We start from the raw sequence: 12,261 nt of genomic DNA, 5'->3' as shown, positions 1-12,261 counted from the left end.
CAAATGTTTGCTTTATTTAACTTTTGCGCGATATTTAACCATCACTGTATCATTAAGACCAACGCCTTCGATATCCCAGCGTACCGCTTTATAGTACTGTAAAGGAATCTCTTGAAGTTGATTATCGACCCTGCCACGTAACGGCATGCGTGCAAAGGTCTCGCCATCAGCACTACCATACGGGAATTCAGGCGACACAACACGTAGCAACTCTACTTGCTCAGGGATAGTCAGAGTGACCGTCATTTTACGTACACGGTCAGCATTAGTATTGGTAAAAAACCCTTGATACTCTACAACATTGCCTGACTGCAAGCGTGTGTTGGCATCCACAGGTACCAAAGTCTCTTGTCCATTTGCATCAACGCCAATAAGAGAGGCAGTAATCTTGGTATTAACCGCTTGCACGTTTGATTTGCCGCTATTAGCGTTTGCAGCTGTCTGTACAGCAGCAGATCCGTCAAGTGCAGGCTCTGGAGTTGGCAACATAGCTGACGCTTGTGTTACTACCATCGCACCGATAAGCGTACCGGCGACGACTTGGAATAAGCGATGACCGCTCCAAGCAGTGAATGGACTAGCCAAATGGTTTATTTTTTTCATGATGTTCATTATTCCTAGTTAATGTATCGGTAAAACAATGCTGATCAAGGGTGTTAGTTTTGAGAATCTAAAACCTCTTTTGCAAAGCATATATAACGCACTTGAAGTATAAGTAACGCGAACAATCGATAATGCAGTAGGACTTAGCATAGCAAAAAGCTTTTATGGGTATACTAACCCCGTGTTTAGGTTGTGTATATAGTCAACTAAATAAATTCAGATGGAGATCGTTAAAATAAAAAGATAGCTCATACTGATGTTTTTTGCTATGGTAAATCTTTAATATTCAATAAATCTTTTATATCTCTTATCCTTTACTATACCTACTATTATTGCTCCTATTATGACTACTAGCGCCATGCCCCAGATTAAACCTGAATACGTCCATTGGTTCCGTAACTCTGCGCCTTACATCAACACGCATCGCGGCAAAACTTTCGTGATTATGTTTGGTGGCGAGGCTGTTAATCATCCCAACTTTAGTACCCTTATCCATGACTTCGCTTTGTTGCATAGCTTAGGCATTAAGCTAGTATTAGTACATGGTGCACGCCCACAGATTGAAAAAAACCTAAAAGAAGTCGGAATCACCTCACCTTTACACCGTGATATTCGTGTCACTCCGCGTGCAGCGATGCCATCCATATTACAGGCTGTAGGCGCTATTCGTTTACAAATTGAAGCTCAATTATCCATGGGGCTTGCCAACTCACCTATGTATGGCTCACGCATTGATGCAGTCTCTGGTAATTTTGTGACCGCGCGCCCTTATGGCATTCGTGATGGTGTTGATCATCAGATGACTGGCGAAGTACGATCTATCGATGTTGAGGCGATTAAGAACAATCTAATACACGATCATATCGTAATCTTAGGCTCGATGGGCTACTCGGCAACTGGTGAAGTTTTTAACTTACTAAGTGAAGATGTGGCACTTAGTGCGGCAGTAGCGCTTGGTGCGGACAAGCTTATCTTTTTAGGTGAAGAAGCTGACATTAATGATAATGGACGCTTGTTACATGAGATGATTCCAAATGAAGTTGATCGTTTTCTGCGGGAGCGTGATTTAAACAACGAGATAAACTACTTCTTACACTGCGCTAGTAATGCTTGTCGCCAAGGCGTTCATCGTACGCATATTATCTCTTATGCCAAAGATGGCGCTTTATTAGAAGAGCTATTTACGCGTGATGGCTCTGGTACATTAATCAGCCATGACCCATACGAAGAAATTCGTCATGCTAATATTGATGATGTAGTCGGTCTTATCGAGCTACTCACACCGCTAGAAGAACAAGGTATCTTGGTCAGTCGCTCACGTGAGCGCTTAGAACAAGAGATTGATAACTATAGTGTGATTGAGCGTGATGGCATGATTTTGGGCTGTGCAGCGCTATACCCATTAGATACTGATGCGGCAGAAGTCGCTTGTGTGGCTGTTCATCCTGAATATCGTAATGGTAGCCGCGGTGCCGACCTGCTTGCGTTTTTGGAGCAGCAAGCACGCAGCCATGGCTTGCATAAGTTGTTTGTATTGACAACGCGTACCGCGCACTGGTTTGTAGAGCAAGGTTTTGCAGAAGTTGATGCTAGTGTCTTACCGGCAGCTAGACAAGAAAAATACCATAACGGTCGTAATTCTAAAGTTTTCCAAAAAACACTTTAGAAGCTATAAGTCATACTATGTTATAAAAAACATGCTCCATCAAAAAAGCCCTCATATTAGTATGAGGGCTTTTCTATTCTATGATATTAAATGCTTAATGCACATTACTTTACTTTGATACTATTTTACTTTTAATAGCTCAACTGTGAAGATTAATGTGCTGTTAGGTTCGATACCTGAATTACCAGCTTCACCATAAGCGATATCTGATGGGATATAGAACTCATATTTGCCACCCTCTTTCATCAACTGTAGACCTTCAGTCCAACCAGCAATTACTTGATTCAATGGAAATTCAATTGGCTCACCGCGCTCGTAAGAACTATCAAACACAGTACCATCAATAAGTTTGCCTTCATAGTTTACTTCGACTACGTCAGTTGCTTTTGGTGATTTGCCAGTACCCGCTGTCAGTACTTTATATTGTAAACCAGAAGCTGTCTTTTTCACGCCCTCTTTCTTTGCATTTTCTGCCAAGAATGCTGCGCCTTTAGTCTTATTCTCTTCGGCTTTGGTTTGCATGTCTGCTACAAACTTCTCTTCTTGTTCCTTTTGATAAGCCATTAGCACTGCTTCCATTTGTTCTTGGGTTAATGCTGACTCTTTGCCTTCATAACCATCGCGGAAGCCTAGCTCAAAGGTATCAAGGTCTAAATCTTGTACGGCTTCTTTGTTACCTTCTGCCATCATAAAGCCTAGGCTATAGCCTACTTTTTCCTTTGCTGGGCTTTGCTCAGTAATAGAAACACTTGGCGTAGCGCTTTCCTGGTTACCATTGTTAGTACTACAGCCTGTAACTAATAACATTGCACCAGCCAGCGCGCTGACAGATAAAGTGGTAATTTTTTTCATATAGTACTCTCGAGTTGTCGAATCAGTTGTAAAAAAATATTGAGACGTTATTTGCTAGCTATCATAGCAAATCTTAGTTTTGTGAGCCATGTTTCCAATAAAATTATCGTAATAATGTACAGTCTTTGTTAATATTTGCCGTAAAAATAACAACTTATCACACAATTATAGCGTGAGGTTAAGCATTCTATCTTTAACTGCATCATTATATCAGCTAAGCTTAATCAGCTAAGATGGTAAGTAACTTAAAGTAATTCTACTTATCATGAATATTCGCATGGATAGTTTCGATAAAGCTTTCAATTAGTACATAACTTCAAATACAACAATACTATTTTTAAATAATCGTGTATCCGTCAAAACTAAAACTAATTATTGTTTTATGACTTGTTACAGGGTGATTAAAGGAGGACAGGATGAATCCAATGTTTGCATCTTTTAATGGTTATCTTGGTGGGCCTATCGGCTCCATCATTGGTGCTATTTTGATTTTCGTCATCGGTTGGCTCGTTGCACTTGGTATCGCAGCACTAGTACGTAATGTATTGGCTAAGGTCAATTTAAACCAGCGTATGAACTCTTCAACAGGCAAAACCTACGACCTAGAAGGCATTATATCTAAGGTCGTTTTTTGGTTTATCTTTATAATTGCTATTTCAGGCGCGCTTAGTCAGCTAAACTTAAACTCTATCTCAGCACCGTTTGCAAATATGGTTAATCAAGTGCTCGCATTTATTCCTAATCTTATTGGCGCTATTGCTGTTGGTATCATTGGTTGGGTTATTGCTACTGTTGCCCGTACTGCTCTTAACACTGCTTTATCAAAAACCACAATGGACGAACGTTTGAGCGCGCAAGCTGGCGTCAAACCTATGAGCAGCACGATTGCTGACATGGTTTATTGGTTTATTTTATTGGTTGTATTGACTATGGTGCTTGGTCAATTAGAGCTTGACGGTTTATTTGCCCCATTAACTAACATGGTAGATAAAATCTTCGGCTTCATCCCTAATATTCTTATTGCTATCGTGGTCTTTGTGGTGGGTTATATCATCGCCAAAGTCGTACGCGGCATTGTAACCAACCTTGTTTCTACCTTTAATGTACAAGCTCTTGCTACAAAAGCAGGTTTAAGCGAAGAAAACAGCTTACCTAATATCGCTGGTTCTTTAGCGTTCTTAGTAGTTATTATCCCAACGGTTATTGCTGCATTAAATGCGCTAAAAATCGAAGTGATTGCTCGTCCCGCTACTAATATGCTTAACAAAATCATGGAAGCACTGCCTAACATCTTTATGGCCGTAGCAATCCTTGTAGTGACTTATTATGTAGTACGCATGGTGGCGAATATCATTAGAGGTTTGATTGAAAACACTCAAATCAATCAACTACCAGCTAAAGTAGGTCTGCAAGAAACAATGGGTGACAAAAAGATTTCTGATCTAGTCGGTTATGCCATTATCTTCTTTGCTATGCTATTTGCCTCTATTGCAGCGGCTGATCTTCTTGGCTTCGAACCTATCTCAGCTATCATCACGATGTTTATCGCCTTCGGTGCGAATATCATCCTAGGTGCTATCATTCTATTCATCGGTTTTTGGCTTGCCAATATTATTGCCGGTGTCGTTGAACGCTCTGAGAAAGGCTCGCAGTTCCTAGCTAATATCGTACGTGTATTAATCATGGGCTTAGTACTAGCGATGGGCTTAAAAGCGATGGGTATCGCTGACTCTATTGTTAACCTAGCATTTGGCTTAACTTTAGGTGCGGTTGCAGTTGCTTTCGCTCTATCATTCGGACTTGGTGGTCAAGAAGCTGCTGCCCGTTTCCTACGTAAAATGCAGGACAAGATGGACAAAGAAAGTGATGAAGCAAAAGCGAAGTCTGCTCTTCATACTGGTTCAAGTACACAAGATAAAGTTGCTGCAGCAGTTCGTGAGAACACTCCTGCTGCTTCAGGTACAATGACTAGTGACTTACCTACGAGTACTGTTGATAACAACAATCTTAGTACTGGTCATGTAGATATCACTCATGTTGAGACAAGTGATAACGATATCGACACTGGTTTAAACTTAGCGCCAGGTAAAGACTTTACTGATATCGATAATAACAACGACTTAAAATAAGTCTTAGTTAACGATATCTTCTGAACATAAAAAAGACAGCCTAGGCTGTCTTTTTTTATTGCTTAAAATAGGGCGTGTCCTCATTTTGATAATGGTGATAAAGATGAGATAGATTTTTGTCAATCAAAGGAAATTTTGCAGAGAATATGAACATATTGTCTAGAAGCTTTCAAGGAGTGACAGAAATATAGCCATTTTTAGGCCGTTAGAGGTTCACTCGTTCAGATTGAGGACACGCCCTAGGTATATATAAAAATATCATTGCAATATTGCGCCTATAACTTAGCCTTCCGTGCAGGTATAGTCAAACTTAACTGCATTCGCATTGACTCAACTTTACCTGCTGATGGATTATTTTTTGCTGACTCTTTATGCTGCTGATTCAAACGCTGTAATTGCTTGGTTAATTGTCGCTCTTTTTGGGTCATAGCATCGACAGGTTGAATCCATGCATCAATATCTATATAAGTATCATTGTCCTTTTGAACGAATTCTATGCCAAGTACGATAACATGGTGTAGCTCTGCTAATGGCAAGCGCGTTGCTACATCTTGTGCAATTTTCTGCAAATTTGGCTGAATGGCTATTCTACTCTGCTGCGTACTCACACCTTTTCCATAAAATATTATTACATAGTGTCGACCTAGACTTTCATAAGAATGCTGGTGAATAACGTAACCGGCTTCTCTTATACTGGGCGACTGCTCAAGATGCTTATATATTGTGCGTATTAGCTCATGGCGCGAGAATAAGGATTCATCTAGTAATTGCTGTAGCCATTGTATGGACTGCTGACTTGCACCCTGTACGTCATCCATTACAGAATTATCGGTAGCCAATTCAAGCATTTGTCTACTAAGCTGTGACCATAGTGTGGCTGCTTGTTGTTGATGCTGCCTATAAGTCTGCTGTGCATTAGTATCTTTATGCTTTTGCGCCAAGCTCATCGCTACCAAAGCTAAATTCGGCTCATTCTGTAAACCATTTTTAATAAGTGCATTGTCTACAGTTATGGCTTGTGAGAATAAGGCGGTGCTATTCATAAATTGCGACACAAGCGCCTGTTCAGATTCAAAGCCAGCTATACCGCCTATTAATGATTGTTTAAGATTGTCTAAATGGAAGCTCAAAAACCGCCACAAATCACTGGGAGTTTGGACAGCTGCAATAGTTGACTGCCAATCTTGCCAGCTAAACACTTGTAGCATTTGTGCGTCTTCACCAATATCTAATACCAAGTTTTCCATAAAATAGTGCGCACCGAAGCTATGCACTATAGAGTTCATATCGGATAACGCGTTATCTTTTTCAATATTATTATCGGCATTTAGCACCGAATCACTTACCAGCTGGATATCCAGTATTAGCACTTCACGAGTAACGGCATTGTTGTTTTCGTCAAGCTGTAAACAGCGCTTTTGCCGTATAATTGCAGATTTAATAATAGATAGGCGTGCAGCTTCGATTTCAGACGCATTACTTGCAATAGGTAAATACAACGTCACCTCTAATACACGCAGCTCGCCTACTGGCAACTTGTAGAAGTGTTGTTCAAAGGAATGCTGTGTATTAGATGCGAGTGGCACAAAAAAGCCCATAGTAGATGTATTCGACTGTAAATAACAAGCCAGCTCATCTAAAGAAGATGGTCGTTTAAGTGATGAATTAATAGCATTTGACACAATACGTGACTCTTATTATTGAATAAATATAAATGAGCAAATGACTTTTAATGTAAAGCAAACATAGCTCGATAAATACATATATAAGTGACTTTAGGCACAGTAACACTCATATACAAGAAGACTATTATAGAGCGCTGCTTTGCTGTCGCTTTCAAAGCAATGAGTTGTTATGATGGCATAATAGCAGCATAACTAGCTGCTCGTTTTATAGATCATAAGCTGCTCTAGAACATATTAATTGATTTTACTTGTTTAGTTACTATCTTATAATAACAAGGATTGAAGACCATGAAACGTTTTAAAGAAAAAACGGTTATCGTTACAGGTGCAGGCTCTGGTATTGGCCGTGCTACTGCCATTCGCTTTGCTCAAGAAGGTGCCAGCGTCGTCTTAGTAGGACGCACTGCTGAAACTTTGGAGGAGACTGCAAAAGAGTTTCCACAAGATCGTACATGGATTCATACTGACAACTATTTAACTATCACTTGCGATATCAGTGTACAAAGCCAAGTGCAAGAAATGGTAAAACGAGCCATAGAAAAGTTTGAAAAGATTGATGTATTGGTAAATAACGCTGGTAAAGCGACGCAAGGCAAAATTACAGAGATGTCAGCTGAGGATTGGAAATCGGCAATTGATGTCAATTTGAATGGTACGTTCTATGTCTGTCAGGCTGCTATGCCGCATTTGATTAAGACTAAAGGTAATATTATCAATGTCTCATCACTATCAGGTATCGGCGGTGATTGGAACATGGCCGCCTATAATGCTGCTAAAGCTGGTGTTACAAATCTAACCCGTACACTAGCCTTAGATCATGGTCCTGATGAAGTACGTGTCAATGCGGTCAATCCAAGCGTTACTGAAACGAGTATGACTACTGCTATTCAGGACAACGATACCAAGACCGATCAGTTCTTAAATCGTTGCCCACTAGGGCGCCTTGCTACTCCTGAAGATATTGCAGCCGCTATTACCTTTTTAGCAAGCGATGATGCCTCCATGATTACTGGCGTTAATTTACCGGTCGATGGCGGTGTTAGCGCTTCCAATGGTCAGCCACATTTTTAAAATGAAGATAAACCAATCAAAACTGAATCTTATTCATTCAAAATAAAAAAGAAGCCCCTGATATTCTAGTATCAGGGGCTTTTTAGGTATGGATAACTAATAATGACCTGCTGTAACGAAAAACTTAATCAGATAAATTATTAATGTCTTGTAGCGGCTGCGATAAGCGCTCAGGATATCTTGGTACCACTCCCTGATATTGGCCATAAATTTTTGGTAAATCAGCTGTAATATCTCCAGTAGGATGCACTAAAGACATAAATCGTATTTCTTTAGTTTTATAATCCATGGCTACCGGCAAGATTGGCACATTAGCACCTAATGCTAAATAATAAAAACCTGTCTTCCAATCTTTGGTGTATTGACGTGTACCCTCAGGTGACAACCCTAAAAATAGCGGTTCTCCAGTTTTGAATTTATCAATACTCGCTTGCAAGACTGAACCTTTATTGCCACGATTAATTGGAACAACGCCCATCCAACGTAGTAGCTGAGCAAGGACTGGTATCTTAAATAAAGTGTGCTTACCCATAATACTAATCTGCAAGTCTAACGCAAACAAGCTAGGGATTGCATAGACACCATCAACGTTAGAAGTATGTGGAAGTGCCAAGACTACTGCCTGTGGAATATTCGGAATCTCCCCAACCGTTCGCCAACCAGATGCTTTTAACAGGGCTGAAGCTAATACTGGCGCTACTTTATTACCACGCCTTGGAACCAAGTTGCCCAAGTCTTTTTTGCTAAGTTTAGGAAATTTAGACAATGCTTTAGAACCTGTAGAGTTGGAGCGAGTAACAGAATTGGATGTCATAAAGGCACCACATAATAAGATATATTAATATAATAGCATTAAGCTAACGCGACCAAACTGCCTTTTGCAAACTTTTAGCGCCCCATAACTATGAACAAGCTGTGCGGCGCTATAACCACCAATCTAATTTCTACTAACCGTAAATATCTATAACGGAATATTAGCTAGGTTGCCTTTATTTTCAAGCCATGATTTACGATCAGCTGCACGTTTCTTCGCTAATAGCATATCCATCACGCTATTAGTTAGTACCATGTCGTCCATATCTAACTGCACTAAGCGCCGAGTATCACGGTTCATCGTTGTCTCACGCAGCTGCTCTGCACTCATCTCACCTAGTCCTTTGAAACGCGTAATTTGCGCTTTTTTATTGCCAGGAACCTTGGCTAAAATGTGTGCAAGCTCAGGTTCATCCAATGCATAATGAACCTCTTTACCCACGTCCACTCGATATAAAGGCGGCATCGCTACAAATAAATGACCGGCATCAACCAAGGCCGGAAAATGCTTGACGAATAATGCGCAAATTAACGTTGCAATATGTAGGCCATCAGAGTCCGCATCCGCTAAAATACATACTTTGTCATAGCGTAGCTCGGATAAATCATCAGAGGCAGGGTCGACACCAATGGCAATAGCAATATCATGAATTTCTTGGCTTGATAGTACGGTATCTGACGACACTTCCCACGTATTTAAGATTTTACCGCGCAATGGCAGTATTGCTTGATAATGACGATCTCTTGCTTGTTTAGCACTACCGCCCGCAGAATCACCTTCCACCAAGAATAGCTCTGCCCCATCACGCAAATCACCACGACAATCTGCCAATTTACCGGGCAATGCTGGACCTTGAGTAATTTTTTTACGGGCGACTTTTTTTGCCGATTTTAGGCGACGTCCAGCCTTATTAATAGCCAGCTCGGCAATTTGAGTACCCATATCTGCATGCTGATTTAACCATAGACTAAACGCATCTTTCGCCAGCGTTTGTACTGCTCCAGCAGCTTCTCGGCTAGATAAACGCTCTTTGGTTTGACCCGAGAACTGTGGCTCAGAAAACTTAAGCGACAGGATATAATTAACCCCATCCCACACATCTTCTGCGGTCAGCTTTACACTACGTGGCAGTAAGTTATGAATGTCACAAAACTCACGTAACGCTTCTAAAATACCCGTGCGCAATCCATTAACGTGCGTACCGCCTTGCGCAGTCGGGATAAGATTGACATAACTCTCTTGAATCGGCGTACCGCCATCAGGCAACCAAGACAGCGCAAAGGTAATGCCAGCACGTGCACCTTTTTTAGCCTCATGATGATAATAAAATGGTGCTTCAGGCAACGTTTCTAGACCATCTAGTTGCTCGTCTAAATACTCAACGACCCCGTCAGTAAATTGCCAAATGACTTTCTCATCATTAATTTCATCAACGAACTCAATCGTCAGCCCAGCTGATAAGACTGCTTTGGCTTTTAGGTTATGCTTGAGCTGCTTAACGTTAAACTTAGGGGTATCAAAGAAGCTACCATCCGCCCAGAACTGTACTCTAGTACCACGTTTACGCTTGTTTGAGCTTACTGTTTCGGTAAGAGTTGTTACTGGCGCGCCATTCTCAAATGCCATATCAAACTGCGTACTATCACGCCATACCGTTACTTCAACTCGCGTTGATAAGGCATTGACGACAGAGATACCAACACCATGTAGTCCGCCTGAAACCTCATAATTAGAGGTCGAAAATTTACCACCAGCATGCAAACGGGTTAAAATCAGCTCAATACCTGACTGACCAAATTCAGGATGAATATCAGTCGGCATACCGCGACCATCATCTTCGACTGATAATGATCCATCACTATGCAATTGAACTTTAATAATCTTGGCATAACCAGCCAATGCTTCATCAACTGAGTTATCAATGACCTCTTGCGCCAAATGATTGGGGCGGGTGGTATCGGTATACATACCTGGTCGACGACGTACTGGCTCAAGACCTTCTAAAACTTCTAACGATTGCGCATTATATTCACTCACAAATGCATCCTTAACTATTCACGTGCGATTAATTCTATTGAACCATTATAACGAAAAATAGCGACGTTAACGTTAATAGTCAGTCACTCACGTCACATAATGTCGTCTATTTAACTCTCTATGTCAACTTCCATTAGAACCTAAAGCAGTTGCCGTAGCATATCAATTACCATTGGCAATTGCTCACCGAAGTCACTAAATCTATGATCACCACCCGCTTGCAAAGCTACTGTCGCTCCTTGCTGTTGGTAAAAGGTTTTGGACAGATTAGGATCTAATAATTCATCACCTTCTTTAATTAAAACAGAAACTTTATCAGGATAATTAATTTTTAATAGCTGATTGTCTGCAAACCATTCTAAATCTGCTACCGTTATTGGCCAGCCACCTGTTGTGGTATAAAGAATCTGATTCTTCGATGCTTTGTCATCATTATTACTATTCAATATAAATTCATTGGCAAATCGCTGCAGGGTAACATGGGGTTGAGTACTAGGGTTTAACAATAGCGCTGGGCAACCTATATGGTTACTGACTAAGGTAGAAAAATAACCGCCTAATGAGCTACCGACCAATACCGTATTTGACGATTCAAATTGCTCAGCTTCAGCATTTTTGTTTTTTTTATTTAAACTTTCGATTAACGACAGTATTTGGCTGAAAACTTGGTCAGGCGTTTTATTTAAATCAGGGCGTAATACATTGATATCAGGTTGGTACTGGCGACAATAATCTTCTAACAACCTGCCCTTAGTAGAGTTAGCATCGCTGTCTAACCCATGAATATAAATAACGTTCACGTATAATCTCACTTATTCATTTTGTTATGATTACTATATATGGATAATAAAGACTCAGCATAGCATTGAGTCACCAAAAACAGTAACAATAAAACGGTACGCTATTATTCAGTATTTGCGACATAATAGTGGTTTACAATAAGATTACCGACGTTAAAGGAATAACGATAATAGCGATGGAGCAGCCATGAATCAGCAGTTTGAACTGTTCGAGATTGCCAATCCATGCATTGGTGTTTGCCAAAGCAATAGAAAAGGCTATTGCTTTGGCTGCTTGCGTAGTCGCCCTGAGCGTCAGTTATGGCATAACATGACGACGGAACAGCGTCGTGAAGTGCTACGGCTAATCGTTGGACGTAAGCAGCGTGTCGAGCAGATGAGGCAGCGTAAAGGCGAGCAGCTAGGATTCGACTTTAAAGAGATAGTGGAGACAGGTGGGTTGTTTTAAATTGTCCAGATAAATAGGATTTGCTGCACCAGTCACTAGGAATAAAAAACAAAAGAAAACCCCCCAACGAATTAACGTTGGGGGGTTTTCAGGGTATAGAGAGCTGACGATGACCTACTCTCACATGGGCGGACCCACACTACCATTGGCGCGACG

General features: G+C 40.8%; 10 protein-coding genes. 4 read left to right on the top strand and 6 right to left on the bottom strand.

Features of this window, described 5'->3' with window-relative positions:
• Positions 1 to 12 precede the first annotated feature (12 nt).
• Positions 13 to 603, bottom strand: coding sequence for a hypothetical protein (locus tag AAEY87_RS11435; RefSeq protein ID WP_068038602.1), 591 nt, complete (start codon positions 601 to 603; stop codon positions 13 to 15).
• A gap of 343 nt (positions 604 to 946) precedes the next feature.
• Between AAEY87_RS11435 and argA the strand changes: the two genes are divergently transcribed.
• Positions 947 to 2,269, top strand: a complete 1,323-nt coding sequence (gene argA / locus AAEY87_RS11430; RefSeq protein WP_350657272.1) for an amino-acid N-acetyltransferase — start codon at positions 947 to 949, stop codon at positions 2,267 to 2,269.
• 120 nt (positions 2,270 to 2,389) lie between these two features.
• Here the strand turns inward: argA and bamJ are convergent, their stop codons facing one another.
• Positions 2,390 to 3,121, bottom strand: coding sequence for a BamJ family beta-barrel-assembly machinery protein (gene bamJ / locus AAEY87_RS11425; protein ID WP_068038609.1), 732 nt, complete (start codon positions 3,119 to 3,121; stop codon positions 2,390 to 2,392).
• A gap of 416 nt (positions 3,122 to 3,537) precedes the next feature.
• Here bamJ and AAEY87_RS11420 point away from each other — a divergent pair, with 416 nt between their 5' ends.
• Positions 3,538 to 5,250: a mechanosensitive ion channel gene (locus tag AAEY87_RS11420; RefSeq protein WP_350657271.1), complete on the top strand. Its 1,713-nt coding sequence runs from the start codon at positions 3,538 to 3,540 to the stop codon at positions 5,248 to 5,250.
• A 275-nt stretch (positions 5,251 to 5,525) separates the two neighbouring features.
• On the opposite strand, the gene AAEY87_RS11415 is transcribed toward AAEY87_RS11420, so the two are convergent.
• Positions 5,526 to 6,932: a hypothetical protein gene (locus AAEY87_RS11415; protein WP_350657270.1), complete on the bottom strand. Its 1,407-nt coding sequence runs from the start codon at positions 6,930 to 6,932 to the stop codon at positions 5,526 to 5,528.
• Between the two features lie 291 nt (positions 6,933 to 7,223).
• Between AAEY87_RS11415 and budC the strand changes: the two genes are divergently transcribed.
• A complete protein-coding gene (gene budC, locus AAEY87_RS11410) occupies positions 7,224 to 8,006 on the top strand; it encodes a meso-2,3-butanediol dehydrogenase (RefSeq protein WP_350657269.1) in 783 nt (260 codons plus the stop codon).
• A 124-nt stretch (positions 8,007 to 8,130) separates the two neighbouring features.
• Here budC and AAEY87_RS11405 read toward each other — a convergent pair whose 3' ends face one another.
• The 3 genes from AAEY87_RS11405 to AAEY87_RS11395 all read right to left on the bottom strand — a co-directional run bounded on the left by AAEY87_RS11405 (position 8,131) and on the right by AAEY87_RS11395 (position 11,657).
• Entirely contained in the window at positions 8,131 to 8,820 is a 690-nt protein-coding gene (locus AAEY87_RS11405) for a lysophospholipid acyltransferase family protein (RefSeq protein WP_350657268.1), read from the bottom strand.
• 147 nt (positions 8,821 to 8,967) lie between these two features.
• Entirely contained in the window at positions 8,968 to 10,857 is a 1,890-nt protein-coding gene (gene parE / locus AAEY87_RS11400; RefSeq protein WP_350657267.1) for a DNA topoisomerase IV subunit B, read from the bottom strand.
• A gap of 140 nt (positions 10,858 to 10,997) precedes the next feature.
• The gene (locus AAEY87_RS11395; protein WP_350657266.1) at positions 10,998 to 11,657 is read right to left on the bottom strand and encodes a YqiA/YcfP family alpha/beta fold hydrolase; all 660 of its coding nucleotides are present in this window, start codon (positions 11,655 to 11,657) and stop codon (positions 10,998 to 11,000) included.
• A gap of 187 nt (positions 11,658 to 11,844) precedes the next feature.
• On the opposite strand from AAEY87_RS11395, the gene AAEY87_RS11390 reads away from it, so the two are divergent.
• Positions 11,845 to 12,105 carry a DUF1289 domain-containing protein gene (locus AAEY87_RS11390; protein ID WP_350657265.1) on the top strand — a complete coding sequence of 87 codons (261 nt, stop codon included), beginning with the start codon at positions 11,845 to 11,847 and terminating at the stop codon, positions 12,103 to 12,105.
• Positions 12,106 to 12,261: the final 156 nt, after the last annotated feature.

Origin of the sequence: Psychrobacter sp. S1-30-MNA-CIBAN-0213, assembly GCF_040309845.1 — a bacterium.
Taxonomy (GTDB): Bacteria; Pseudomonadota; Gammaproteobacteria; order Pseudomonadales; family Moraxellaceae; genus Psychrobacter.
The sequence above is the reverse complement of the archived record's forward strand: the minus strand, read 5'-3'. Positions and strand labels throughout refer to the sequence as shown.

Bases quoted from the DNA above. Each gene is read 5' to 3' on its own strand.
- argA (WP_350657272.1), top strand. From the start codon at position 947: ATGACTACTAGCGCCATGCCCCAGATTAAACCTGAATACGTCCATTGG.
- budC (WP_350657269.1), top strand. From the start codon at position 7,224: ATGAAACGTTTTAAAGAAAAAACGGTTATCGTTACAGGTGCAGGCTCT.
- AAEY87_RS11390 (WP_350657265.1), top strand. From the start codon at position 11,845: ATGAATCAGCAGTTTGAACTGTTCGAGATTGCCAATCCATGCATTGGT.
- bamJ (WP_068038609.1), bottom strand. From the start codon at position 3,121: ATGAAAAAAATTACCACTTTATCTGTCAGCGCGCTGGCTGGTGCAATG.
- AAEY87_RS11435 (WP_068038602.1), bottom strand. From the start codon at position 603: ATGAAAAAAATAAACCATTTGGCTAGTCCATTCACTGCTTGGAGCGGT.
- AAEY87_RS11405 (WP_350657268.1), bottom strand. From the start codon at position 8,820: ATGACATCCAATTCTGTTACTCGCTCCAACTCTACAGGTTCTAAAGCA.
- AAEY87_RS11420 (WP_350657271.1), top strand. From the start codon at position 3,538: ATGAATCCAATGTTTGCATCTTTTAATGGTTATCTTGGTGGGCCTATC.